Origin of the sequence: Citrobacter sp. CK191, from assembly GCF_030333435.1 — a bacterium.
In the GTDB taxonomy this organism is placed as follows: domain Bacteria; phylum Pseudomonadota; class Gammaproteobacteria; order Enterobacterales; family Enterobacteriaceae; genus Citrobacter_B; species Citrobacter_B koseri.
In genome coordinates this window covers 27,607-52,069 of record NZ_JAOWFX010000003.1, presented here as the reverse complement: position 1 = coordinate 52,069, position 24,463 = coordinate 27,607, and the positions used below count along the sequence as shown (strand labels likewise).

At 53.0% G+C, this 24,463-nt stretch carries 23 protein-coding genes; 14 read left to right on the top strand and 9 right to left on the bottom strand.

What is annotated here, in order from left to right; genetic code table 11:
- Nucleotides 1–2: 2 nt before the first annotated feature.
- Both pcp and nei read left to right on the top strand, forming a co-directional pair.
- Nucleotides 3–647, top strand: a complete 645-nt coding sequence (gene pcp, locus OGV82_RS00245) for a pyroglutamyl-peptidase I (protein WP_012133293.1) — start codon at nt 3–5, stop codon at nt 645–647.
- A gap of 14 nt (nt 648–661) precedes the next feature.
- Nucleotides 662–1,453, top strand: a complete 792-nt coding sequence (gene nei, locus OGV82_RS00240) for an endonuclease VIII (RefSeq protein ID WP_047458116.1) — start codon at nt 662–664, stop codon at nt 1,451–1,453.
- 67 nt (nt 1,454–1,520) lie between these two features.
- Here the strand turns inward: nei and OGV82_RS00235 are convergent, their stop codons facing one another.
- Nucleotides 1,521–2,369: an AraC family transcriptional regulator gene (locus tag OGV82_RS00235; protein ID WP_058668776.1), complete on the bottom strand. Its 849-nt coding sequence runs from the start codon at nt 2,367–2,369 to the stop codon at nt 1,521–1,523.
- Between the two features lie 193 nt (nt 2,370–2,562).
- Here OGV82_RS00235 and OGV82_RS00230 point away from each other — a divergent pair, with 193 nt between their 5' ends.
- The 4 genes from OGV82_RS00230 to OGV82_RS00215 all read left to right on the top strand — a co-directional run bounded on the left by OGV82_RS00230 (nt 2,563) and on the right by OGV82_RS00215 (nt 7,718).
- A complete protein-coding gene (locus OGV82_RS00230) occupies nt 2,563–4,344 on the top strand; it encodes a DUF2264 domain-containing protein (RefSeq protein WP_047458113.1) in 1,782 nt (593 codons plus the stop codon).
- A 23-nt stretch (nt 4,345–4,367) separates the two neighbouring features.
- On the top strand, nt 4,368–5,633 hold the full coding sequence (locus tag OGV82_RS00225; protein WP_012133289.1) for an oligosaccharide MFS transporter: 1,266 nt from the start codon (nt 4,368–4,370) through the stop codon (nt 5,631–5,633).
- Between the two features lie 21 nt (nt 5,634–5,654).
- Complete coding sequence (locus OGV82_RS00220; protein WP_047458103.1) at nt 5,655–6,845, top strand: glycoside hydrolase family 88 protein; 1,191 nt, start codon at nt 5,655–5,657, stop codon at nt 6,843–6,845.
- Between the two features lie 81 nt (nt 6,846–6,926).
- A complete protein-coding gene (locus OGV82_RS00215; protein WP_047458101.1) occupies nt 6,927–7,718 on the top strand; it encodes an oligogalacturonate-specific porin KdgM family protein in 792 nt (263 codons plus the stop codon).
- Between the two features lie 6 nt (nt 7,719–7,724).
- Here the strand turns inward: OGV82_RS00215 and OGV82_RS00210 are convergent, their stop codons facing one another.
- From OGV82_RS00210 to OGV82_RS22920, 8 genes are all read right to left on the bottom strand, one after another.
- Nucleotides 7,725–8,774, bottom strand: a complete 1,050-nt coding sequence (locus OGV82_RS00210; RefSeq protein ID WP_047458098.1) for an AbrB family transcriptional regulator — start codon at nt 8,772–8,774, stop codon at nt 7,725–7,727.
- Between the two features lie 219 nt (nt 8,775–8,993).
- On the bottom strand, nt 8,994–9,539 hold the full coding sequence (locus OGV82_RS00205; protein ID WP_047458095.1) for a hypothetical protein: 546 nt from the start codon (nt 9,537–9,539) through the stop codon (nt 8,994–8,996).
- Nucleotides 9,526–9,819 (bottom strand): bacteriocin immunity protein, encoded by a 294-nt coding sequence (locus OGV82_RS00200; RefSeq protein ID WP_012133284.1) that lies wholly within the window; start codon nt 9,817–9,819, stop codon nt 9,526–9,528. The genes OGV82_RS00205 and OGV82_RS00200 overlap by 14 nt, the downstream gene beginning before the upstream one ends.
- A 61-nt stretch (nt 9,820–9,880) precedes the next feature.
- Nucleotides 9,881–10,324, bottom strand: a complete 444-nt coding sequence (locus OGV82_RS00195; protein WP_227657965.1) for a bacteriocin immunity protein — start codon at nt 10,322–10,324, stop codon at nt 9,881–9,883.
- A gap of 23 nt (nt 10,325–10,347) precedes the next feature.
- Nucleotides 10,348–10,632, bottom strand: coding sequence for a bacteriocin immunity protein (locus OGV82_RS00190; RefSeq protein ID WP_012133282.1), 285 nt, complete (start codon nt 10,630–10,632; stop codon nt 10,348–10,350).
- A complete protein-coding gene (gene tssD, locus OGV82_RS00185; protein ID WP_047458092.1) occupies nt 10,619–12,361 on the bottom strand; it encodes a type VI secretion system tube protein TssD in 1,743 nt (580 codons plus the stop codon). The genes OGV82_RS00190 and tssD overlap by 14 nt, the downstream gene beginning before the upstream one ends.
- Nucleotides 12,362–12,590: 229 nt before the next feature.
- Nucleotides 12,591–13,874 (bottom strand): citrate synthase, encoded by a 1,284-nt coding sequence (locus OGV82_RS00180; protein WP_012133280.1) that lies wholly within the window; start codon nt 13,872–13,874, stop codon nt 12,591–12,593.
- A gap of 205 nt (nt 13,875–14,079) precedes the next feature.
- Nucleotides 14,080–14,187: a hypothetical protein gene (locus OGV82_RS22920; RefSeq protein ID WP_418222314.1), complete on the bottom strand. Its 108-nt coding sequence runs from the start codon at nt 14,185–14,187 to the stop codon at nt 14,080–14,082.
- Between the two features lie 383 nt (nt 14,188–14,570).
- Here OGV82_RS22920 and sdhC point away from each other — a divergent pair, with 383 nt between their 5' ends.
- From sdhC to sucD, 8 genes are all read left to right on the top strand, one after another.
- Complete coding sequence (gene sdhC, locus OGV82_RS00175; protein WP_047458089.1) at nt 14,571–14,975, top strand: succinate dehydrogenase cytochrome b556 subunit; 405 nt, start codon at nt 14,571–14,573, stop codon at nt 14,973–14,975.
- Nucleotides 14,969–15,316, top strand: a complete 348-nt coding sequence (sdhD, locus tag OGV82_RS00170) for a succinate dehydrogenase membrane anchor subunit (protein WP_012133278.1) — start codon at nt 14,969–14,971, stop codon at nt 15,314–15,316. The genes sdhC and sdhD overlap by 7 nt, the downstream gene beginning before the upstream one ends.
- Nucleotides 15,316–17,082: a succinate dehydrogenase flavoprotein subunit gene (gene sdhA / locus OGV82_RS00165; RefSeq protein WP_012133277.1), complete on the top strand. Its 1,767-nt coding sequence runs from the start codon at nt 15,316–15,318 to the stop codon at nt 17,080–17,082. The genes sdhD and sdhA overlap by 1 nt, the downstream gene beginning before the upstream one ends.
- A 15-nt stretch (nt 17,083–17,097) precedes the next feature.
- Nucleotides 17,098–17,814: a succinate dehydrogenase iron-sulfur subunit SdhB gene (sdhB, locus tag OGV82_RS00160; RefSeq protein ID WP_012133276.1), complete on the top strand. Its 717-nt coding sequence runs from the start codon at nt 17,098–17,100 to the stop codon at nt 17,812–17,814.
- A 293-nt stretch (nt 17,815–18,107) separates the two neighbouring features.
- On the top strand, nt 18,108–20,909 hold the full coding sequence (gene sucA, locus OGV82_RS00155) for a 2-oxoglutarate dehydrogenase E1 component (protein WP_012133275.1): 2,802 nt from the start codon (nt 18,108–18,110) through the stop codon (nt 20,907–20,909).
- A 14-nt stretch (nt 20,910–20,923) separates the two neighbouring features.
- Nucleotides 20,924–22,144 carry a 2-oxoglutarate dehydrogenase complex dihydrolipoyllysine-residue succinyltransferase gene (odhB, locus tag OGV82_RS00150; RefSeq protein ID WP_047458082.1) on the top strand — a complete coding sequence of 407 codons (1,221 nt, stop codon included), beginning with the start codon at nt 20,924–20,926 and terminating at the stop codon, nt 22,142–22,144.
- A gap of 129 nt (nt 22,145–22,273) precedes the next feature.
- On the top strand, nt 22,274–23,440 hold the full coding sequence (sucC, locus tag OGV82_RS00145; RefSeq protein ID WP_012133271.1) for an ADP-forming succinate--CoA ligase subunit beta: 1,167 nt from the start codon (nt 22,274–22,276) through the stop codon (nt 23,438–23,440).
- Entirely contained in the window at nt 23,440–24,309 is an 870-nt protein-coding gene (sucD, locus tag OGV82_RS00140) for a succinate--CoA ligase subunit alpha (RefSeq protein WP_012133270.1), read from the top strand. Before sucC ends, sucD begins: the two co-directional genes overlap by 1 nt.
- Nucleotides 24,310–24,463: the final 154 nt, after the last annotated feature.

The window sequence follows — 24,463 nt, the reverse complement described above, 5'->3', positions numbered from 1 at the left end:
GGATGAAGACGGTATTAATCACCGGGTTTGAACCCTTCGGCGGCGAGCAGGTTAACCCTTCCTGGGAAGTGGTCTCGCGTCTCGACAATGCTATTATCGCAGGGTGTCGCGTGGTGGCCCGCCAACTCCCTTGCGTCTTTGGCGACTCTCTCACCGTGCTGAATGCGGCGATTGACGCGTTATCCCCGGTGCTGGTGCTGGCGATAGGGCAGGCCGGAGGGCGCACGGATATTACCGTGGAGCGCGTGGCGATTAATATTGACGATGCGCGTATCCCCGATAATCGCGGCAGGCAGCCAGTTGATGAGCCCATCGTGGCGGAAGGCCCGGCAGCCTGGTTTAGCACGCTGCCGATCAAAGCGATGGTCTCGGCGATGCGCGAAGCGGGGATTCCGGCATCGGTCTCTCAGACCGCAGGCACTTTTGTCTGCAACCACGTAATGTATGGACTGTTGCATAAATTGCGCGATATTCAGGACGTGAAGGGTGGATTTATCCATATTCCTTATCTGCCGGAACAGGCGGCGGCACATCCTGGTGCGCCCAGCATGGCGGCGGAAACGGTGCGTCAGGCGTTGGAAATCGCCATTGTCACAGCGCTTCATGTGGAAACTGACATTGCAGTAACAGGCGGAGCAACTCACTAACAAAGGACAGAACTATGCCTGAAGGCCCGGAGATCCGTCGTGCGGCGGATAACCTGGAGGCGGCGATCAAAGGCAAACCGTTGACGGACGTCTGGTTTGCCTTTTCGCAGTTAAAACCGTATGAATCGCCGCTGATTGGGCAGACGGTCACCCATATCGAAACGCGGGGGAAAGCGTTGCTGACCCACTTTTCGCAGGGGCTGACGCTCTACAGCCATAACCAGTTGTATGGCGTATGGCGAGTAGTGGAGACGGGGAACATCCCGGCAACCAGCCGGGTATTACGCGTTAACCTGCAAACGGCGGATAAAACCATTCTGCTTTACAGCGCGTCCGACATTGAAATGTTGACGCCGGAACAGCTCGCCACCCACCCGTTTCTGCAACGCGTCGGGCCGGACGTGCTGGACCCGCGGCTGACGCCCAGTGATGTAAAAGCGCGTCTGCTCTCTGCGCGTTTTCGTAATCGTCAGTTTTCCGGGCTGTTGCTGGATCAGGCGTTTCTCGCCGGGCTGGGCAACTATCTGCGTGTGGAAATTCTCTGGCAGGTAGGGCTGACGGGGCAGCATAAGGCGAAAGATCTCAGTGACCAACAGCTGGAGGCGTTATCTCATGCGCTGCTCGATATCCCGCGTCTTTCTTATACCACGCGCGGTCAGGCGGATGAGAACACGCATCACGGCGCGCTGTTTCGCTTTAAGGTGTTCCACCGGGACGGCGAAGCCTGCGAGCGCTGCGGCGGCATTATTGAGAAAACGACGCTCTCCTCGCGCCCGTTCTACTGGTGTCCACACTGCCAGACGTAATCTGTCAACGCGCCGGGTGGCGGCTTCGCCTTATCCGGCCTACAGACCAGACCATCCAGCGTGGAAACTAGGCGGGGGAATACGTTTTGCGATATTGCAACGGCGTTTTACCCATATTCTTGCGAAAACAGGTAATAAACCAGGCGTACTCGGAGAAACCGACCTGTTCGGCAATCTCACGCACTGAGCTGTTGGTGTGCAACAGCAATTCACATGCCTGACGGATACGGCGCATCATCAGATACTCCTGAATGGTGCCGCCCGTTTCCTCGTGAAAGCGGCGTGAGGCATGTCCGCGCGAGCAGCCCATCTCGCGGGCGATATCGTCCAGCGAGCAGCGCTGGTGAAAATGAGTTTCTATCCAACGGATAATGCTGACCGAAAAGGTATTGTATCCCGTCGCCTGCTCCTGATGCGGCAGCAGGCTGATAATCTGCATCACCAGAAATGCGCTGTCGCTGACGCTGAACGTTTTGCTTTTTACCAGCGTTTCAAAACGGCTCAGCAGCGTTTCAATCACCGGCTGTACGTCGCCGACATCAAATACCCGCGCCTTTTCTCCCCGACCGCAGAGCTGACGCAGCAACATTTGCTGACGCGGAAAATCCCGCAGGTACTGCTCAATAATTGAGCCATTAAAATGCAGCGTTGTACGGTGATAAACATTACGATCGTCCTGCTCGACAAACACCTTATGCAGCTTTCCCGGCGGAAAAATAAAAATACGCCCCGGTTTAACGGTGTACTGCTGGTGCTCCATTAGCGCGATGCCAACTCCCTGAGAAACTGACAGGATCTCCACACACTGATGCCAGTGGTAGTAGTTGGCAGGCATATTCTTCATGCGGTTAAAGTAAATCGACTTATCGTTGAGGTTGATATTCTCAAGATAACTGCTGTCTTCCATTCGCTGCATTTCTGCCCGCCCCTCCCGCAATGTGAATAAACTTAAACTTTTATCACTCTAATCGAATTTTTGTCGCTAAAAGAGGATGAATGTTGTTATTCATCACCGACGTTGTCCGAAAATACGACAATTATCACATTTGTCTGTCCGTCTGAATCCTTATTATGCGTCCAACATTTATCAAATGAAACGAGGTTTCATTATGCGAATAAGGCAAGAATATGTCGGACTGGCGCAACAATGGCTGGCGTCAGCCGTCCCCCATTTGAGGCGAGGGAACACGCGTCTGGACGCCGGAGAAACGTCTGCACACTACCCGGCGGATGTCGCCGGAATGGAAGGTTTCTCCCGTCTGCTGTGGCTGCTGGCGCCGTTACTGAGCGGTGGCGAAGCCGATGATTTTCGCGAGACGTTTATCGACGGTATTCGTCACGGCTGCGATCCCGAACATCCTGATTACTGGGGCTCCCTGGCGGATAACGATCAGCGATGCGTCGAAATGGCGGCGTTTGGCCTGGCGCTGGCGTTACCGGGAACGGGGCTTTGGTCAGCGCTCTCCACCGACGAGCAAAACAATCTGGAGCGCTGGTTACGCCAGAGCGCCGACATTCAGATCCCCGATAACAACTGGCATTTCTTCCCGGTGCTGGTGCAGGTGGGGCTTAAGTGCGTCGGGCGGCATTACGACATGATGGTGATTGATAAGCATCTGAATGCCATTGAACCGTTCTGGCTTGGCAACGGCTGGTACGCCGATGGCGCCGGTAAGCCGCGCGACTACTACATCTCCAGCGGGTTTCACTTTTACAGCCTGCTGTACAGCCACTTTATGCAGGATGCTGATCCCGAACGTTGCCTGCGCTATCGTCAGCGCGCGCGTCAGTTCGCGAAAGATTATATCCATTACTTTACCGGTGACGGCAATGCGATCCCCTTTGGCCGTAGCCTGACTTATCGCTTCGTACAGGTCGCATTCTGGAGCGCGGTGGCATATACCGGGCTGGATGTGTTTAGCGTACCGGTTATCAAAGGGCTGATCCTGCGGCATATCGACTGGTGGCTGAGCCAACCGTTTATCGGCCCGGATGGTTTGTTCACGCTGGGGTACACATACCCGAATCTGGTGATGACCGAAGATTACAACAGCCCCGGTTCGCCGTACTGGGCATGTAAGGCATTGCTGATTCTGGCGCTGCCGCAAGAGAGTGCGTTCTGGCAGGCGGAACCCGCGCCATTGCCCGTGCTGGAGACGGTTCACCCGATAGCGGAAGCCGGGCAGTTTATTGTTCATGCGGAGGATAACCATCACGTCTGGATGCTGATGTCCGGGCAGTACGATCGCAATAACTTCGTCAATTTCGACGCCAAATACTGCAAGTTCGCCTATTCCAGCCACTTTGGTTTCACCCTTGAACGCGGTGTGTATGGTCTGAACCATGCCGCCTGTGACTCGACGCTGATGTTCAGCGAGCAGGACGGCTACTGGCGCGGGCGTCGCGAGTGCGATGCGGTGGAGATGACGCCAGCGTGGCTTCGAAGCGTCTGGCGCCCCTGGCCGGATGTCAGCGTCACGACCTGGCTTATTCCGCATGAGCAGGGGCATCTCCGGCTGCATCGCGTTGTAACCCCACGCACGCTCGACTGCGTGGAAGGCGGATTCGCACTGAATCGCCATCATCTGACGACGACCCGAATGGCAAAAAACGGGCTGACTCTCAGTACCACTTCCGGCGTGTGTCAGATCGAGGATTTGCTGGCTGAACGCCAGCCGCTGGTCGTCACCACCCCGCCGAACAGCAACATTCTGTATGCCTCTCCTGGAGAGATCCCCTGTCTCGGCACGACGCTCACGCCGGGCACTCACTGGCTGGCCTGTAGCGTTAACGCCACGATGTCTCCGACGCTGCCGCCGCCGGTAATCATGGCATTCGATCGTGTCAATCAGGTGCTGACGCTGAACTCGAAAACGCTGGAAATAAAATAATTGACGCTGATGCGGAGAAAATAATGATGAACCCTGTTCAGTCGACACGTTCGGCTTACATCAAGCTGAGTCTGTTTGTATTTCTGTTTACCTTTACCTGGGCGGCCAGTTTTGGCCTGTATGCTATCTGGCTGGGGGATAAAGCCGGGCTGGATGGCGTGGAAATCGGCACGGTGTTTGCCGTTAACGGCGTTTTTGCGGTGATTATCAAACCCGTTTACGGCTACATCATGGACAAAATGGGCATGAAAAAACACCTGCTCTATTTTGTCTGTATTGTTTCGGCACTGATGGCGCCGTTTTACATCTGGTGCTATCTGCCGCTGCTGCAAACCCATTTTGTCAGCGGAATGATTGTCGGCGCGCTGTTTTTCAGCCTCGGCTGGTATGCGGGCGTGGCGGCAGAAGAGTCGTATGTTGACCGTTTCAGCCGTCTGTATGACATGGAGTTTGGCCGTATCCGCATGTGGGCGGCGCTGGGCTGGGCGACGGCGTCGTCGTTTTCCGGCTATCTCTACAATATCTCCCCCAAAATCAACTTTGTTATCAGCACCGTTTCCGCGCTGTGCATGTTCGCGGTGCTGCTGACGCTGAAGGTCGATCACTTTGGTCAGGAAGAAAACAACGTTCTGTCGAAAGAGAAGATTGTCATTGGCGATGTGTTCCAGCTGCTGCGTAATAAAAAGTTCTGGACCTTCTCCCTGTATATCGCGGGCGTGGCATGGATGATGTTTATTGCCGAGCAGCAATTCTCTCGCTATTTCGTCACCTTCTTCAGTACCAAAGAGGAAGGAAACGCCATGTTTGGCTACATGAGCACCGCGCAGTCCGCCGCCGAGTTCTTCGGCATGATGCTGGTGCCCGCCATCATTAACCGCATCGGCGCCAAGCAGGGGATGCTCCTGACAGGGCTGGTGATCAGCCTGCGTTTGATTATCTCCGGGTTAACCAACGATCCGCTGATTATCTGCCTGGTGAAACCGCTGTATGGGATTGAAATTGCGCTGATTCTGGTCTCGGTTTTCAAATATATCGCCGAACACTTCGACAAACGCGTCAACGCCACGATGTATCTGCTGGGTTATCAGGCCATGATTTACGTCGGCTCTATCGTGGTGGCGCCGCCTGCCGGGTATGCCTATCAGAAGATCGGTTTTGAGCACACCTATCTGATTATGGGCATCATCGCGCTGATATTTACCGGGATCTCCGCCATCACGCTATCTCCCTGCTATCAGCATAAAAAAAACACCGCCATCCCTGCCCACGGGCAAGAAGCCATTCATTAAAGTAAAGAAAACGAGAGAATTATGTCTGCAACTATCCGTAAAGAAACGATTGTCCCTGTTGCGCTACAGCGCGGCGAGCGCGCTGCTATCGCGCAGAAAATTCGTCATGCGTTGCCGGTGATTTTAAAGGCTGTTGATCGTAACAGCGCTTATTTCGGCCAGCGTTTTCCCGACGCGGCATGTAAAAACGGTATCTATCCGATTATCGATAATCAGGAGTGGACGACCAGTTTCTGGACCGGGCAACTGTGGCTGGCATGGGAGTGGACAGGGAATGCCGCATATCGCGCGTTAGCCGGGCAGCATGTCCGCTCCTTTGGCGAACGTATCGCAAAGCGCGACCACACTAACCACCATGACCTCGGGTTTCTGTACAGCCTTTCCTGCGTGGCTGCCAGCAAATTGACCGATAACCGGGAGGCAATATATATCGCCCAGCAGGCGGCAGAAGTGTTGATGGAGCGCTATCACGACAAGTGCGGCATTATTCAGGCATGGGGAGAGCTGGATAACCCGGAACAGCAGGGGAGGATGATCATTGACTGCAATATGAATCTGCCGTTGTTGTATCAGGCCAGCGCGACAACGGGCGACCCGCGCTATGCACAGGCGGCGAAAAGCCATATTGAGCAGGCGCGACGCTATATTGTGCGCGAGGACGGCTCGACGTTTCACACGTACTATATGGATGTTCACACCGGTGAGCCACGCTTTGGCAATACCCATCAGGGGTTCTCCGACGATTCCTGCTGGTCGCGTGGGCAGGCATGGGGCGTGTATGGTTTTCTGCTGAACTACCTCTATACCGGGGATGAGAAACTGCTGGAATTGAGCCAGACGCTGGCAAACTATTTTATTAACCGTTTGCCGGAAGACCTGGTCTGTTACTGGGATCTGGCGCTGACCGATCCCAACAGCGAAAGAGACAGTTCTGCCAGCGCGATTCTCGCCTGCGCCTTACTGGAGCTGGTAAAACAGCTTCCGGCGACTCATCCCGATCGTGAAAGTTATGAGGCGCTGGCATTGCGAATGATTGAGCGGATGCTCGACGGCTATCTCAATCTGGAGCACAAAGAAGGCGAAGGATTATTAAAACATTCTGTTTATTATTTTAAAGGTAACGTCGGCGTGAATGAATGCTGTGCCTGGGGTGATTATTTCCTGATGGAGGCCATTACCCGCGCAACGTCATGCTGGAATAGTTACTGGTAATATCCCACTCCTCCTGTTGAATAATAATGCTATTCAGTTAGCAGGGGGAGATTTTATCTCTGTTTCTGCAAGGAAAATATAATGCAAAGTAAGAATATGAATACAGCCCTATTAGCGGCTGCACTGGTCATGCCTTCCGCCAGCGTTTTTGCGGACAATAGCAGTCATTCAACGACGGCGCCACAGGCAAAAGAAAAACCGTTTACGACGGTTTATTTTGCGCCACGCACACAGTATCGCACGGCCAGCGAGCGTTTTTTACAACGACTGATGCTGACAGGCGTGGTGCAGGACCCGAACAGTATTTTCGCCCGAATGTACTGGAGTTTTGAGACGGACTCCGATCTCGGTAAGAATATGGAGCAGTGGAAAAGCAGCTACGAAGAAGCAGAGTTTAACAAGCCGTTCCCGCTGGGCGAGAGCGACTTCTGGCTTGAACCTGGGGTTGTCTTCCATTGGGAGTCCGCCGGTTCACGTATCGATCCTTACCTCGGTATTGGTTATCACTTTGACCCAACGCTGGGTGCCGTTTTACGCTATCGCTATAATCATCAAAATCACGACAGCCAGACGCTACAGGGCGACTGGGACGACTCTTCGGAACATCGCGTTGATATTTATCTGACCAAATATTTTACGCCAGATTTTTGGGTGCAATATAATCCGACATATTACAGTAAAACGCATGGCGATAAATTTGAATATGCGAATGGTAAAAACCATACGCTGCAACATAATTTTGTTTTTAACTTCCATGCGACGCCACGTTTTTATCCCTTCTTTGAATTAGGTTATCTGGATGAATATAAAGATGGCGATGACACCAAAAACGAATACCAGATCAGGGTTGGGTTTAAATATAATTTAAATTAAACATTTTTATGCCTGCGGCTGTTTCGGCGCATAGGTTGAAATAAAACGGGCAACCGCAGGCCCGGTCAACAAAATGCTGAACAGCCGCAGGGTTTGCATCGCCATAATCAGCGCCATGTCGGCGTTGCTACCGGCGGCGATCACCGCCACGGTATCCAGCCCGCCGGGGCTGGTGGCAAGCCAGGCGGTGATAAAATCAATCTGCATGTAGTGGGCGAGTCCCCAGGCCATCGCCGCGCAAATCGCCATCAGGGCAAAGATGGAGGCCAGAATCTGCGGCAGCGGACGCAGCGCCATAAAAAAGACCTGCCTGTCGAACCCTAATCCGATGCGCCAGCCAATGGCCATATACGCAATCGCCAGCAGCCATTCCGGCAGTTCAATCACGATCATGCCGCCTGCATGAAGCCATGCGCCGACGATCATCGGCGCCAGCATAGTACCGGAAGGAATGCGCAATATGCGCCCGGCGAAGCCTGCAACCGCAGCCAGCAGCAGCGTGCTCCACAGATTGCCGCTCAGCGGCGGGAACCACTCATTCTGCTGGCTGACCGCTTCTGCGCTGTCGCCGAGGATCAGCCGCGTGACCAGCACGGCGGCGCCTGCGACAAACAGTACCCGCAGGTACTGCATAAACGCCACCAGGCGGATATCCGCGCCGTAGTCCTGCGCCATCGCCACCATTGCCGCCGCGCCGCCGGGGGAGGAACCCCATGCGCCGGTATTGCCTGGCAGTGAGCTGTAGCGCACCAGCAGCCAGCCGACCACCGCGCTGGAGAGCAGCGTCACCAGCAGAATGGCTAACACCACCGGCCAGTTCACCGCCAGCGTGGTGAGAATCGAACCAGTAAGGTTTTGCGCAATCATGCAGCCGAGAATGGCCTGCGCTGCGAGAAAAGTGGAGCGGGGGAGTCGCAGCGTAATGCCTTTCAGACTGAATGCGATACCGGCAATCATCGGGCCGAGCAGCAGCGCCGCCGGAAGGTGGATGCAGAGAAAAGCCAGCGAAAGAAGGAGTGATAGCAGGAACAACAAACCCCACTGCAAAACCGGCATCCTGTGCTCCCTGGCGATATCCAATCAAGTGTATCGATACAGCATAGAGAAAAAGTACGCTGAAAAAAATATCAGGCGTCAATAAAAGCGGGCTAAACCTATATCCGGGACAGGAGCCGTCAGGTGTACTGACGGTCTGCCACGAGCGAAGAACGGACTTTAAAGATGCCCACAGTTTAAACGTAGCGTGTTAAGATCGTAAAGAAGATGGTTTCACTCTTATTGAGAGTCGGCTAATGGAACCGGATACTTTAGCTCTATTGTTGGTGCATCGGCTAAATGCCTACCGGATCGGGCCATTAAATATCCCGCGATCTCTTCAGTAGTCAACTCAACATGCAACATATCTGGATTCTGGAACCATTCATTCGGCCAAAAAATAAGATCGGATGGATTACCGTCAAAATTTTTTTCGAGCAACGAAAGAGCAAAATCTTGTTCGGACTCCTTATCTTTGGCATGACACACAGTGTCAATTGTTTGAATCAATTCATCCCATGTAAAATCTGCGTACTGTTGCACTTGGTTAAAAGCGATACGGGTAAATTCTATAGCGCTAGTCCAGGAGGAAAAGTCTCTGAAATCTGAAAATGTACAGGGACATACTACCTGACTATTCCATTCATCAATCATTACCTTTAACGCAGAGTCTTCTTCATTTACACCTTCATCGATTTTTGCAAGTATCTGCCAGGCTTTATTTGACAGTTCTTTGATCTTGTTGCTACTGACTTTAGCTGGTCTCATTCGTTCAGGTAGAGGCATTGTTAGAATCCTTAAATAGTGGAAGCCCCTGGGATTTACGCCATCTTTTAATTTCTTCAATGATGCCTTGTGGGCTGTCCTCCCTGTCATCCGGGGGATAAAAAATCAAACCATTCCCTTCAGGATGATCCACGATTTTATCGAAGTGTTTGACTAGCCTATTAGAGTGAGATTCAAATTCTCTTCCTTTCAGATTGCCAGGGTTTTCAAAAAATTCATTCAGGAATTTTATGAATTCGGATTCAGTGTAGTCTTCGAGTTTTTGTTTAAAATGAATCATATGTTCACCTTTATAATAAGATGCTTTGCAGAGTGCTATTATTTGTTTTCTAAATGGTTATTCAACTTTTAAGACAAAAAGGTAACTGTTCTAAAACTATGTTTAACTTTTCAATTAACTCATTCTTATCCCATCCTGAGGATGTTTTTATCATAGGGTGATCCCAATCGCCATCCGATATAACCTGGATAAGAAACTCACCTTTCTCGTCAAGTGAGGGATACCAGCCGATGTCTATGGCAACACCATTATTTTGGGTTAGTTGAAACAAATCTTCATCTAGTCGAATAGCCTCCTCTGATACTGTTTTGGTAAAATCTATAGTAGATAACTCATCGTAAATATTCTTCACATTTTCAATGTGATAGACTTCCTCAAAAATAATATAATTAGTTTCCATTTCGTTAGCTTCATTACCTTTAAGGTCCTTAGAGTTTTCAAAAAACTCATTTAAAAACGCCAAAATTTCAGACTCAGTGTAATCTTTCAGGCAGTTTTTGAACATTCTAATATCTCTTGATATATATATTATTTAGAATCTTTAAATAACTCTAAGCCATGAGATGCTCTCCACTTTTTTATTTCCTTAAATATTCCCAAGGGTGAACATTCAATATCATTTGGTGTATTAAAAATCAGTCCATTACCAAGTGGGTGCTGGGTGACTTTGACTACATGTAGTTGTAGGTCATCGATAAATTTACCAAAATCCCTGGCATTTAACCCATGTTTATTCTCAAAAAAGTTAGATAGTAGAGCAATGAACTCTGACTCAGTGTAATCACTTATTTTTTTTCCATTATCTATTAGCATTTTTATGTATTCCTATATGTAAGCGAGGAGTGGTAATGTTTATATTATCCATATTAAACACTTCTCCGCCATGCTGGATTTCTTCTAAGTGATGAAGTTCAAAAGTCGTTCTGCCGCCTACCTGCTCTGAAGGAATAGGATATGGTGCTAACCCCATTCTTATCAGGGTTTGGTTGGATGGTTTAAAATCCTTCATAAGCTCAGGGCATTCTGACACCGCAAGCCAGAATTCTTCTCTGAAATGGTCAAAGTTGCGAAACGTTCTTCCTCGCAGCTTATCTGCCACCTGTGCAGGTATCGGCGCTCCCAGCCCAGAACTGGCGGCCTCAAGCCAACGACTATTTTCGGGTAAAATTTCGCCGTAACCGGTTGCCGTGCCGGGTTGTTTGCGCGGATCTTCACGAAGATAAACATATATCGGCTGAATGCCTGAATCTGCCGGGAAAACCAGAATGTAATCGTTAAAATCAGCGGCATCTGGTACCGGGAACGGGGGCGTGGTGTACTCGTCTTTCCCGTCCGGGATAGGGGTCACCAGAATAGTGGCCTGATCCAGCGGTATTACATCATTCCCGGTATGGGAAGGGGCATCGCCGGTATCGGGTTTTCCCGGCGTCCATGTGATCAACGGGCCATCAGCGCTCCCGGCGGGGGTAAATTCATAGCGCTTCGCGTTGGCATTCCACACCATGTTCGCGACGCGGACATTTTCATAGGGGGTACCTTCCCCTGTATGTACGCCATAGACCTGCGGTGCGCCGTGAGTGTCGGTACCCCAGAAAAAGCGTACCCGGGTGGTGGCGGTACTTCCGGTTAGCGCTTTCTGTCTGAGGGTCTCTTCGTACCAGTATTCATCACGCCCGGGAACGCGCGCGCTGCCTTCGCCAGCAGACGAAATATACAGAGCGGAAGCCAGGGCTCCCACATAAGGTATCGCTCTTGTCGCACTGAGCGTACCGCTAAGCGGCCACTCCCCCCACACCTGCGCCAGTCCGCCCAGAGCCAGCGGCATGGCTGAGGCTTCTGCGGACTGCGTATATCCGCAACAATCATCGACTGAAGATTGTGCAAAGATCGCCATCTGGCCGAAGTTTTCTGCCGGTTCTTCTGTGTTCCCGGCGTCCGTACATCCTTTCGCTTTCAGGCAGGATTTAGCATAGACCGGTGTGATTTTTGGGGGATGTTGGCTGGGGGGCGTGATTTTTATTGCCGCTGGTCTGGGGGAACTTACCGGTTGAGGGCGCTGCGGCATAAACAAGTGGTTATATTCAGCGGGAAATGCCAGGTAGTAAAATTCGGTATTGGCGATGAGGTGTTTGCAAAGAATATAATCATATGATACCGCAATCTCTTCGGTATCCAGCTCATTAAGGGCCACATGCGTTTGAATACTTCTCACAGAAGTATTTCTTAGTTGAATATAATAATAGCGTTCCCATCGGCCCGTTCTGTTTATTCGCCAGAAATCAATTTCAATGAACAGCCTTTCATTATTAGTGATTGCATTACAAAATAGCGGGGTGCTTTTATCGATTAATTTGCTGAATCTGAGTCCCTGAAGGTTAATACCTCTTCCTGTATTACTCAATGCGCTGAATAGCGAAAATACGAAGATCTCGTCTTCATGCCCTTTTTGCCAGCGATTACCTGTTGACGAATATGTTCCACATCCCGCCGAAATGTTTCCTTGTTCTTCACCTGTGATTCTCAGGTAAATAATATCGCCCATTCCATTTAGCCTTTACCTGCATCCAATTGTGTCGGATTAAAGATCTAATGGTTTTAAAGGTCAAATAATGCATTAGCTATTGATGCTATGTGAAAGGAAATAGCTATTTTTCGGCGGTGATATATTGGGAGTGACTGGAATAATAAAGGTTATATTGGCAAGATGAATATTGTTGCCAGAGTTTCAGTAAATAATAAAGGCCACCGGTGTTACCCGATGGCCAGGATGATTAACGCTTAATATCAGACTTGAAATCGCGCTTTTCGTAGCCGGTGTACAGCTGACGCGGACGGGCGATTTTCATGCCTTCGCTGTGCATTTCGTTCCAGTGTGCAATCCAGCCCACGGTACGCGCCATCGCGAAGATCACGGTGAACATGGAGGACGGAATGCCCATCGCTTTCAGAATGATGCCGGAGTAGAAGTCTACGTTCGGGTAGAGTTTCTTCTCGATAAAGTACGGGTCGTTCAGCGCGATGTGTTCCAGCTCCATCGCGACTTCCAGCAGGTCATCTTTGGTGCCCAGCTCTTTCAGAACTTCGTGGCAGGTTTCACGCATGACGGTAGCGCGCGGGTCATAGTTTTTGTAAACACGGTGACCGAAGCCCATCAGGCGGAAAGAATCATTCTTGTCTTTTGCCCGGCGAATAAATTCCGGGATGTGTTTAACAGAGCTGATTTCTACCAGCATTTTCAGCGCCGCTTCGTTCGCGCCGCCATGCGCCGGTCCCCACAGGGAGGCAATGCCCGCCGCGATGCAGGCGAACGGGTTCGCGCCGGAGGAGCCTGCGGTACGGACGGTTGACGTCGATGCGTTCTGTTCGTGATCGGCGTGAAGAATCAGAATCCTGTCCATTGCGCGTTCCAGCACCGGGTTAACTTCATAGTTTTCGCACGGTGTGGAGAACATCATGTTCAGGAAGTTGCCGGAATAGGAGAGGTCGTTGCGCGGGTAGACGAACGGTTGACCGATAGAATACTTGTAACACATTGCCGCCATTGTCGGCATTTTGGACAGCAGGCGGAACGCGGCGATTTCACGATGACGCGGATTATTCACATCCATCGAGTCGTGGTAGAACGCAGCCAGCGCGCCGGTGACGCCGCACATAACGGCCATCGGATGCGAGTCGCGGCGAAAACCGTGGAACAGACGGGTAATCTGCTCATGGATCATGGTATGGCGTGTGACGGTGGTTTTGAACTCGTCGTACTCTGCCTGGGTCGGTTTCTCGCCGTACAGCAGGATGTAACATACTTCCAGATAGTTAGACTCGGTAGCCAGTTGGTCAATCGGGAAGCCGCGATGTAACAGAATGCCTTCGTCGCCGTCGATGAAGGTGATTTTGGATTCGCAGGATGCGGTAGAGGTGAAACCTGGATCAAAAGTGAACATCCCCTTTGAGCCGAGACTACGAATATCAATAACGTCTTGACCGAGTGTGCCCTTTAGCACATCCAGTTCAATAGCAGAGTCACCATTTAGGGTGAGTTTTGCTTTTGTATCAGCCATTTACGGTCTCCTTAGCGCCTTATTGCTTAAGACTACTCAGTGAGATTTGCTTCGTTACATAAATCAACCGTTACCAGTTTGTTATTTGGCTCGCCGCTCTGCGAAAGAGGAGAAAACCAGGGTACAGAGCAATGGGCGCTTGCAGGTAAAAACAGTTAACTTATGGCGAATTAGCAACAAATCAACAACTTAGCAATCCGAATTATTAAACCTGACTATCACTAATAACTGTCCTGAATAAATTGGTCAATACCGCCACACTGTTACATAACTTATTAGCAGGTGAAAGAGTGACCCCATAACTTTTGCGCATTATATGCCTTTTCTGGTGTTGTTTGTAACAACTTTGTTTAATGTTTGTCAAATCAGATGATTAAAAATTAAATAAATGTTGTTATCGTGACCTATGTCACTGTTCGGGATAAAACCCGACAAACTATATGTAGGTTAATTGTAATGATTTTGTGAACGTCCTATACTGCCGCCAGGTCTCCGGAATACCCTGCAATCCCGAGCCACCCAGCGTTGTAACGTGTCGTTTTAGCAACTGGAAGCAGTGTTTTACATGACGCGCAGTTATAGAAAGGACGCTGTCTGACCCGCAAGCAGACCGGAGGAAGGAAATCCCGTCGTCTTTCTGGCTACAGGTAGATTCACCCTCTGTACCCGAAGTCCAAAGGGAATAATAAGAACAGCATGTGGGCGTTATTCATGATAAGAAATGTGAAAAAACAAAGACCTGTCAATCTGGATCTGACAACGATCCGGTTCCCAATCACGGCGATAGCGTCCATTCTCCATCGCGTTTCTGGAGTGATCACCTTCGTGGCGGTCGGGATTCTGTTGTGGTTATTGGGCACCAGCCTCTCTTCCCCTGAAGGATTCCAGCAGGCATCCGCCATCATGGGGAGCTTCTTTGTTAAATTTATTATGTGGGGCATCCTCACCGCGCTGGCGTATCACGTCGTGGTCGGTATTCGTCACATGATGATGGATTTTGGCTATCTGGAAGAAACATTCGAAGCGGGTAAACGCTCAGCCAAAATCTCTTTTGTTATCACTGTCGTGCTTTCACTTCTCGCAGGAGTCCTCGTATGGTAAGCAACGCCTCCGCATTAGGACGCAATGGCGTACATGACTTCATCCTGGTCCGTGCTACCGCTATCGTTCTGACCCTCTACATCGTTTATATGGTGGGCTTTTTCGCAATAAGCGGCGAGCTGACCTTTGATGTCTGGAGCGGTTTCTTCTCATCGGCATTCACCAAAGTCTTCACCCTGCTGGCACTTTTCTCCATCTTGATTCATGCCTGGATCGGCATGTGGCAGGTGTTGACCGACTACGTTAAACCTCTGGCCCTGCGCCTTGTGCTACAGCTGGCAATCGTTGTTGCGCTGGTGGTTTACGTCATTTATGGATTTGTTGTGGTGTGGGGTGTGTAATGAAACTGCCAGTCAGAGAATTTGATGCTGTTGTTATTGGCGCAGGCGGCGCAGGTATGCGCGCAGCGCTGCAAATTTCCCAGAGCGGCCAGACCTGTGCGCTGCTCTCCAAAGTCTTCCCAACCCGTTCCCATACCGTATCCGCACAAGGTGGCATCACCGTGGCGCTCGGTAATACCCATGAAGATAACTGGGAATGGCACATGTACGATACCGTAAAAGGATCGGACTACATCGGCGACCAGGACGCGATTGAATATATGTGCAAAACCGGCCCGGAAGCGATTCTGGAACTGGAGCACATGGGGCTGCCTTTCTCCCGTCTTGACGATGGTCGTATCTATCAGCGTCCGTTCGGCGGCCAGTCGAAAAACTTCGGCGGCGAACAGGCGGCGCGTACCGCAGCGGCGGCTGACCGTACCGGTCACGCGCTGTTGCACACGCTGTACCAGCAGAACCTGAAAAACCACACCACCATTTTTTCTGAATGGTATGCGCTGGATCTGGTGAAAAACCAGGATGGCGCGGTAGTGGGGTGTACCGCGCTGTGTATCGAAACCGGCGAAGTGGTTTACTTCAAAGCTCGCGCAACCGTGCTGGCGACCGGCGGCGCAGGCCGTATTTACCAGTCCACCACTAACGCTCATATCAACACCGGCGACGGCGTGGGTATGGCGCTGCGTGCCGGTGTTCCGGTGCAGGATATGGAAATGTGGCAGTTCCATCCGACCGGTATTGCGGGCGCGGGCGTGCTGGTGACAGAAGGCTGCCGCGGTGAAGGCGGTTATCTGCTGAATAAACATGGCGAGCGCTTTATGGAGCGCTATGCCCCGAACGCGAAGGACCTGGCCGGTCGTGACGTGGTCGCGCGTTCTATTATGATCGAAATCCGTGAAGGTCGCGGCTGCGACGGCCCGTGGGGGCCGCACGCGAAACTGAAACTCGACCATCTGGGTAAAGAAGTGCTCGAATCCCGTCTGCCGGGTATCCTCGAATTGTCCCGTACCTTTGCGCACGTTGACCCGGTTAAAGAGCCGATCCCGGTTATCCCAACCTGTCACTACATGATGGGCGGTATCCCGACCAAAGTGACCGGTCAGGCGCTGACCGTGAACGAGCAGGGCGAAGACGTGGTGATTCCTGGCCTGTTCGCGGTGGGTGAGATCGCCTGCGTATCCGTACACGGCGCTAACCGTCTGGGCGGCAACTCGCTGCTTGACCTGGTGGTCTTCGGACGTGCGGCCGGTCTGCATTTGCAGGAGTCCATCGCCGAGCAGGGCGCGCTGCGTGACGCCAGCGAGTCTGACATTGAGGCCTCTCTGGAACGTCTCAACCGCTGGAACAACAACCGTGACGGCGAAGATCCGGTGGTTATCCGTAAAGCGTTGCAGGAATGTATGCAGCACAACTTCTCGGTATTCCGTGAAGGCGATGCGATGGCGAAAGGGCTTGAGCAACTGAAGGTGATCCGCGAACGTCTGAAAAACGCCCGTCTGGATGACACCTCCAGCGAGTTCAACACCCAGCGCGTCGAGTGTCTGGAGCTGGACAACCTGATGGAAACGGCTTACGCAACTGCGGTATCCGCCAACTTCCGTACCGAAAGCCGTGGCGCGCATAGCCGCTTCGACTTCCCGGATCGTGATGATGAAAACTGGCTGTGCCATTCCCTGTATCTGCCAGAGACGGAATCCATGACGCGTCGTAGCGTCAATATGGAACCGAAACTGCGCCCGGCATTCCCGCCGAAGATTCGTACTTACTAATGCGGAGACAGGAAAATGAAACTCGAGTTTTCGATTTATCGCTATAACCCGGATGTTGATGACGCTCCGCGCATGCAGGATTACACCCTGGAAGGCGAAGAAGGGCGTGACATGATGCTGCTGGATGCGCTGATGCAGCTGAAAGAGAAAGATCCCAGCCTCTCTTTCCGTCGCTCATGCCGTGAAGGCGTGTGCGGTTCAGATGGCCTGAACATGAACGGTAAAAACGGCCTGGCGTGTATTACGCCGGTTTCGGCGCTACACCAGCCGGGTAAGAAGATTGTTATCCGTCCGCTGCCCGGTTTACCGGTTATCCGCGATTTGGTGGTAGACATGGGGCAATTCTACGCACAATATGAGAAGATTAAGCCTTACTTATTGAATAATGGGCAAAATCCACCCGCTCGTGAGCATTTACAGATGCCTGAGCAGCGTGAAAAACTCGATGGGCTGTATGAGTGTATTCTTTGTGCGTGCTGTTCAACGTCGTGCCCGTCGTTCTGGTGGAACCCGGATAAGTTTATCGGCCCGGCAGGCCTGTTAGCGGCGTATCGTTTCCTGATCGATAGCCGTGATACCGAGACCGACAGCCGCCTGGAAGACCTGAGCGATGCATTCAGCGTATTCCGCTGTCATAGCATCATGAACTGCGTCAGTGTATGTCCTAAGGGGCTGAACCCGACGCGCGCCATCGGCCATATTAAGTCGATGTTGTTGCAACGCAGTGCGTAAATAATAACGCCGGTAAGCGCAGTAAATGACAGTCCCGTAGGCCGGATAAGACGTTGGCGTCGTCATCCGGCATATATTGCCCGATGGCGCTACGCTTATCAGGTCTACGGGGCCACCACCGGTTTGAAATGCAGGAAACCTTTAAAAACTGCCCTGATGGTTAGACAGTTTCTAAAGGTTCCTTCGCGAGCCGCTACACAGAGAAGAGCTCGCAAGTGAACCCCGGCACGCACAGCAATGTGCGTGGTAGTATCCACGGCGAAGTAAGCATACAGAATGCTTAAGGGATCACGATGCAGAACAGCGCTTTGAAAGCCTGGTTGGACTCTTCTTACCTCTCTGGCGCAAACCAGAGCTGGATAGAACAGCTCTATGAAGACTTCTTAACCGATCCTGACTCGGTAGACGCTAACTGGCGTTCGACGTTCCAGCAGTTACCTGGCACCGGAGTCAAACCGGATCAATTCCATTCAAAAACGCGTGATTATTTCCGTCGTCTGGCGAAGGATGCCTCACGTTACTCTTCTTCGATTTCCGACCCTGACACCAATACGAAGCAGGTCAAAGTCCTGCAACTTATCAACGCTTATCGTTTCCGTGGTCACCAGCATGCGAATCTCGATCCGCTGGGACTGTGGGAGCAAGAAAACGTGGCGGATCTGGACCCCTCTTTCCACGATCTGACAGAGGCCGATTTCCAGGAAAGCTTTAACGTAGGTTCTTTTGCGATTGGCAAAGAGACGATGAAGCTGGGCGAACTTATTTCCGCGCTCAAACAAACATACTGCGGCCCGATTGGCGCCGAGTATATGCACATCACCAGCACCGAAGAGAAACGCTGGATTCAGCAGCGTATCGAATCCGGCCGCGCCGCCTTCAGCGCGGAAGAGAAAAAACGCTTCCTCAACGAACTGACCGCCGCCGAAGGGCTGGAGCGTTATCTGGGGGCGAAATTCCCGGGGGCGAAACGCTTCTCGCTGGAAGGCGGCGATGCGTTAATCCCGATGCTCAAAGAGATGATCCGCCATGCGGGCAACAGCGGCACCCGCGAAGTGGTGCTGGGTATGGCGCACCGTGGTCGTCTGAACGTGCTGGTCAACGTGCTGGGTAAAAAACCGCAGGATCTGTTCGACGAATTTGCGGGCAAACATAAAGAACACCTCGGCACCGGCGACGTGAAGTACCACATGGGCTTCTCGTCTGATATCGAAACCGAAGGCGGTCTGGTTCACCTGGCGCTGGCGTTTAACCCGTCGCACCTGGAAATCGTCAGCCCGGTGGTGATCGGTTCCGTGCGCGCCCGTCTGGATCGTCTGGATGAGCCGAGCAGCAATAAAGTGCTGCCAATCACCATTCACGGTGACGCCGCAGTGACGGGCCAGGGCGTGGTTCAGGAAACCCTGAACATGTCCAAGGCGCGTGGTTACGAAGTGGGTGGTACGGTGCGTATCGTCATCAACAACCAGGTGGGCTTTACCACCTCCAACCCGCTGGATGCGCGTTCCACCCCATACTGCACCGACATCGGCAAGATGGTTCAGGCGCCGATTTTCCACGTTAACGCGGATGACCCGGAAGCGGTGGCTTTCGTTACCCGTCTGGCGCTGGACTTCCGTAACACCTTTAAACGCGATGTTTTCATCGATCTGGTGTGCTACCGCCGTCACGGCCATAACGAAGCCGACGAGCCGAGCGCAACCCAGCCGCTGATGTACCAGAAAATCAAAAAGCATCCGACGCCGCGTAAACTCTACGCCGACAAGCTGGAAGCGGACAAGGTCGCTACGCTGGAAGACGCCACTGAAATGGTCAACCTCTACCGCGATGCGCTGGATGCAGGCGAATGCGTGGTGAAAGAGTGGCGTCCGATGAACATGCACTCCTTCACCTGGTCGCCGTACCTCAACCATGAATGGGATGAGAGCTACCCGAACAAGGTGGAAATGAAGCGTTTGCAGGAACTGGCTAAACGCATCAGCACAGTGCCGGAAGCGGTAGAAATGCAGTCGCGCGTCGCCAAAATTTACGGCGATCGTCAGTCGATGGCCGCTGGCGAGAAGCTGTTCGACTGGGGCGGCGCGGAAACGCTGGCCTACGCCACGCTGGTTGATGAGGGGATTCCGGTGCGTCTGTCCGGCGAGGACTCCGGTCGCGGCACCTTCTTCCACCGTCATGCGGTGATTCATAACCAGGCAAATGGTTCCACGTATACGCCGTTGCAGCACATTCATAACGGTCAGGGCACCTTCCGCGTCTGGGACTCCGTCCTGTCTGAAGAAGCGGTGCTGGCGTTCGAATACGGCTATGCCACCGCTGAACCGCGCACCCTGACCATCTGGGAAGCGCAGTTCGGCGACTTCGCCAACGGCGCGCAGGTGGTGATCGATCAGTTCATCTCCTCCGGCGAGCAGAAATGGGGGCGGATGTGCGGTCTGGTGATGCTGCTGCCGCACGGTTACGAAGGGCAGGGGCCGGAGCACTCCTCCGCGCGTCTGGAACGTTATCTGCAACTTTGCGCTGAGCAGAACATGCAGGTTTGCGTCCCGTCCACCCCGGCGCAGGTTTACCACATGCTGCGTCGTCAGGCGCTGCGCGGTATGCGCCGTCCGCTGGTTGTTATGTCGCCGAAGTCGCTGCTGCGTCATCCGCTGGCGGTCTCCAGCCTGGACGAACTGGCCAACGGCGCCTTCCAGCCAGCGATTGGCGAGGTTGATGAGCTCGATCCGCAAGGCGTGAAGCGCGTGGTGATGTGTTCTGGTAAGGTTTATTACGACCTGCTGGAACAACGCCGTAAAAACGATCAGAAAGATGTCGCCATTGTGCGCATTGAACAGCTCTACCCGTTCCCGCACAAAGCGGTTCAGGAAGCGCTGAAACCGTACGCCCACGTACATGATTTTGTCTGGTGCCAGGAAGAGCCGCTCAACCAGGGCGCATGGTACTGTAGTCAGCATCATTTCCGTGAAGTGATTCCATTTGGGTCTGCTCTGCGTTACGCAGGTCGCCCGGCCTCCGCCTCCCCGGCGGTAGGGTATCTGTCCGTTCACCAGAAACAGCAACAAGATCTGGTTAATGACGCGCTGAACGTCGATTAATTAAAGGATAAATAATGAGTAGCGTAGATATTCTTGTTCCCGACCTGCCTGAGTCCGTAGCGGACGCAACCGTTGCGACCTGGCACAAAAAACCGGGCGATAGTGTCCAGCGTGATGAAGTGCTGGTAGAAATCGAAACTGACAAAGTGGTACTGGAAGTACCGGCATCGGCTGACGGCATTCTGGATGCGGTTCTGGAAGATGAAGGTACGACGGTAACGTCTCGCCAGATCCTGGGTCGCCTGCGTGAAGGCAACAGCTCCGGTAAAGAGACCAGCGCCAAATCCGAAGAGAAAGCGTCTACGCCGGCGCAGCGCCAGCAGGCGTCACTATCCGAGCAGAACAACGATGCCCTCAGCCCGGCGATCCGCCGTCTGTTGGGTGAACACAATCTCGACGCCAGCGCCATCAAAGGCACGGGCGTAGGTGGCCGCATCACACGCGAAGATGTGGAAAAACATCTGGCGAAGGCACCGGCGAAAGCGGAAGCCAAAGCGCCGGAAGCCGCGCCTGCCGCACAGCCTGCGCTTGGCGCTCGCAGTGAAAAACGCGTCCCGATGACCCGTCTGCGCAAGCGCGTAGCCGAGCGTCTGCTGGAAGCGAAAAACTCCACCGCGATGCTGACCACGTTCAACGAAGTCAACATGAAGCCAATCATGGATCTGCGTAAGCAGTACGGCGACGCGTTTGAAAAACGTCACGGCATTCGTCTGGGCTTCATGTCCTTCTACGTGAAAGCGGTGGTTGAAGCGCTGAAACGCTACCCGGAAGTGAACGCCTCCATTGATGGCGACGACGTGGTGTATCACAACTACTTCGACGTCAGCATGGCGGTTTCCACGCCGCGTGGTCTGGTAACGCCGGTACTGCGTGATGTTGATACCCTCGGCATGGCGGATATCGAGAAGAAAATCAAAGAACTGGCCGTGAAAGGGCGTGACGGTAAGCTGACGGTGGACGATCTGACCGGCGGTAACTTCACCATCACCAACGGTGGCGTGTTCGGCTCGCTGATGTCTACCCCGATCATCAACCCGCCGCAGAGCGCAATCCTCGGCATGCATGCGATCAAAGATCGTCCGATGGCGGTGGATGGCAAGGTTGAGATCCTGCCGATGATGTACCTGGCGCTGTCTTACGATCACCGTCTGATCGATGGTCGTGAATCAGTGGGCTTCCTGGTCGCCATTAAAGAGCTGCTGGAAGATCCGACGCGTCTGCTGCTGGACGTGTAGTCACTTTTTAGTGTCACCTGCCCTGTAGGCCGGATAAGGCGCTGGTGAGATGCCTGATGGCGACGCAGCCGCGTCTTATCAGGCCTACAGGTTTAAAGATAACGATTACCTGAAGGATGGACAGAACACATGAACTTACATGAATATCAGGCAAAACAACTTTTTGCCCGCTATGGCTTACCGGCGCCGGTGGGTTATGCCTGTACTACTCCGCGTGAAGCAGAAGAAGCCGCTTCAAAAATCGGCGCGGGTCCGTGGGTAGTAAAATGTCAGGTTCACGCAGGCGGCCGTGGCAAAGCGGGCGGTGTGAAGGTTGTTAACAGCAAAGAAGAGATTCGCGCGTTTGCGGAACACTGGCTGGGTAAACGCCTCGTGACCTACCAGACAGACGCTAACGGTCAACCGGTCAACCAGATTCTGGTTGAAGCGGCGACCGATATCGATAAAGAGCTGTATCTTGGCGCGGTTGTTGACCGTAGCTCCCGCCGCGTGGTCTTTATGGCCTCCACCGAAGGCGGCGTGGAAATCGAAAAAGTGGCGGAAGAGACCCCGCACCTGATCCACAAAATCGCCCTCGATCCGCTGGCGGGTCCAATGCCGTATCAGGGCCGCGAACTGGCGTTCAAACTGGGTCTGGAAGGTAAGCAGGTTCAGCAATTCACGAAGATCTTTATGGGTCTGGCGACCATTTTCCTTGAGCGCGATCTGGCGCTGATCGAAATCAACCCGCTGGTGATTACTAAGCAGGGCGATCTGATCTGTCTCGACGGCAAACTGGGCGCTGACGGCAACGCGCTGTTCCGCCAGCCGGATCTGCGCGAAATGCGCGACCAGTCTCAGGAAGACCCGCGTGAAGCACAGGCGGCGCAGTGGGAACTGAACTACGTGGCGCTGGACGGCAACATCGGCTGCATGGTTAACGGCGCAGGTCTGGCGATGGGCACGATGGACATCGTTAAACTGCACGGCGGCGAACCGGCTAACTTCCTCGACGTAGGCGGCGGCGCGACCAAAGAGCGCGTAACCGAAGCGTTCAAAATCATCCTCTCTGATGACAACGTGAAAGCGGTTCTGGTTAACATCTTCGGCGGCATCGTCCGTTGCGACCTGATTGCCGACGGTATCATCGGCGCGGTAGAAGAAGTGGGTGTTAGCGTACCGGTTGTCGTACGTCTGGAAGGCAACAACGCCGAACTCGGCGCGAAAAAACTGGCTGACAGCGGCCTGAATATTATTGCAGCGAAAAGTCTGACGGATGCAGCTCAGCAGGTTGTTGCCGCAGTGGAGGGGAAATAATGTCTGTTTTAATCGATAAAAACACCAAGGTTATCTGCCAGGGCTTTACCGGTAGCCAGGGGACTTTCCACTCTGAACAGGCGATTGCTTACGGCACGCAGATGGTGGGCGGCGTAACGCCAGGCAAAGGCGGCACCACGCATCTGGGTCTGCCGGTGTTCAATACCGTGCGTGAAGCGGTAGAAGCCACTGGCGCCACCGCAACGGTTATCTACGTTCCGGCGCCGTTCTGTAAAGACTCCATTCTGGAGGCTGTCGACGCGGGCATCAAACTGATTATCACCATCACTGAAGGTATCCCGACGCTGGATATGCTGACCGTGAAAGTCGCGCTTGACGAAGCGGGCGTGCGCATGATCGGCCCGAACTGCCCGGGCGTGATCACCCCTGGCGAGTGCAAAATCGGCATCATGCCGGGCCACATCCACAAGCCGGGCAAAGTGGGCATCGTGTCCCGCTCCGGTACGCTGACCTATGAAGCGGTTAAGCAGACCACTGACTACGGTTTCGGCCAGTCCACCTGTGTGGGCATCGGCGGCGACCCGATCCCGGGCTCTAACTTCATCGATATCCTGAAACTGTTCCAGGAAGATCCGCAGACTGAAGCGATCGTGATGATCGGTGAGATCGGCGGTAGCGCGGAAGAAGAGGCGGCGGCATACATCAAAGAACACGTAACCAAGCCGGTTGTCGGTTACATCGCGGGCGTTACCGCGCCGAAAGGCAAGCGTATGGGTCACGCGGGCGCGATTATCGCGGGTGGTAAAGGTACGGCGGATGAGAAATTCGCCGCGCTGGAAGCCGCAGGCGTGAAAACCGTTCGTAGCCTGGCGGATATCGGCGAAGCGCTGAAAGCCGTAATGAAGTAATTCTCAAAAAGCAGCAATAAGGCCCGACTCCTTCGTGCGACAGGGGAATACCTGAAGCGCGAAGGATGCAGGGCTGGTCCGTTTTCGACATGGTTGGTCACCTTCTGGTGACCTTTTTTTTGCCTGTTTTGCCGCTTAACCGTGTTGAAAATAA

What these genes read in the sequence shown, in the direction of transcription:
- pcp (WP_012133293.1), top strand. Translation starts at nt 3, where the DNA reads ATGAAGACGGTATTAATCACCGGGTTTGAACCCTTCGGCGGCGAGCAG.
- nei (WP_047458116.1), top strand. Translation starts at nt 662, where the DNA reads ATGCCTGAAGGCCCGGAGATCCGTCGTGCGGCGGATAACCTGGAGGCG.
- OGV82_RS00235 (WP_058668776.1), bottom strand. Translation starts at nt 2,369, where the DNA reads ATGCAGCGAATGGAAGACAGCAGTTATCTTGAGAATATCAACCTCAAC.
- OGV82_RS00230 (WP_047458113.1), top strand. Translation starts at nt 2,563, where the DNA reads ATGCGAATAAGGCAAGAATATGTCGGACTGGCGCAACAATGGCTGGCG.
- OGV82_RS00225 (WP_012133289.1), top strand. Translation starts at nt 4,368, where the DNA reads ATGATGAACCCTGTTCAGTCGACACGTTCGGCTTACATCAAGCTGAGT.
- OGV82_RS00220 (WP_047458103.1), top strand. Translation starts at nt 5,655, where the DNA reads ATGTCTGCAACTATCCGTAAAGAAACGATTGTCCCTGTTGCGCTACAG.
- OGV82_RS00215 (WP_047458101.1), top strand. Translation starts at nt 6,927, where the DNA reads ATGCAAAGTAAGAATATGAATACAGCCCTATTAGCGGCTGCACTGGTC.
- OGV82_RS00210 (WP_047458098.1), bottom strand. Translation starts at nt 8,774, where the DNA reads ATGCCGGTTTTGCAGTGGGGTTTGTTGTTCCTGCTATCACTCCTTCTT.
- OGV82_RS00205 (WP_047458095.1), bottom strand. Translation starts at nt 9,539, where the DNA reads ATGCCTCTACCTGAACGAATGAGACCAGCTAAAGTCAGTAGCAACAAG.
- OGV82_RS00200 (WP_012133284.1), bottom strand. Translation starts at nt 9,819, where the DNA reads ATGATTCATTTTAAACAAAAACTCGAAGACTACACTGAATCCGAATTC.
- OGV82_RS00195 (WP_227657965.1), bottom strand. Translation starts at nt 10,324, where the DNA reads ATGTTCAAAAACTGCCTGAAAGATTACACTGAGTCTGAAATTTTGGCG.
- OGV82_RS00190 (WP_012133282.1), bottom strand. Translation starts at nt 10,632, where the DNA reads ATGCTAATAGATAATGGAAAAAAAATAAGTGATTACACTGAGTCAGAG.
- tssD (WP_047458092.1), bottom strand. Translation starts at nt 12,361, where the DNA reads ATGGGCGATATTATTTACCTGAGAATCACAGGTGAAGAACAAGGAAAC.
- OGV82_RS00180 (WP_012133280.1), bottom strand. Translation starts at nt 13,874, where the DNA reads ATGGCTGATACAAAAGCAAAACTCACCCTAAATGGTGACTCTGCTATT.
- OGV82_RS22920 (WP_418222314.1), bottom strand. Translation starts at nt 14,187, where the DNA reads ATGCGCAAAAGTTATGGGGTCACTCTTTCACCTGCTAATAAGTTATGT.
- sdhC (WP_047458089.1), top strand. Translation starts at nt 14,571, where the DNA reads ATGTGGGCGTTATTCATGATAAGAAATGTGAAAAAACAAAGACCTGTC.
- sdhD (WP_012133278.1), top strand. Translation starts at nt 14,969, where the DNA reads ATGGTAAGCAACGCCTCCGCATTAGGACGCAATGGCGTACATGACTTC.
- sdhA (WP_012133277.1), top strand. Translation starts at nt 15,316, where the DNA reads ATGAAACTGCCAGTCAGAGAATTTGATGCTGTTGTTATTGGCGCAGGC.
- sdhB (WP_012133276.1), top strand. Translation starts at nt 17,098, where the DNA reads ATGAAACTCGAGTTTTCGATTTATCGCTATAACCCGGATGTTGATGAC.
- sucA (WP_012133275.1), top strand. Translation starts at nt 18,108, where the DNA reads ATGCAGAACAGCGCTTTGAAAGCCTGGTTGGACTCTTCTTACCTCTCT.
- odhB (WP_047458082.1), top strand. Translation starts at nt 20,924, where the DNA reads ATGAGTAGCGTAGATATTCTTGTTCCCGACCTGCCTGAGTCCGTAGCG.
- sucC (WP_012133271.1), top strand. Translation starts at nt 22,274, where the DNA reads ATGAACTTACATGAATATCAGGCAAAACAACTTTTTGCCCGCTATGGC.
- sucD (WP_012133270.1), top strand. Translation starts at nt 23,440, where the DNA reads ATGTCTGTTTTAATCGATAAAAACACCAAGGTTATCTGCCAGGGCTTT.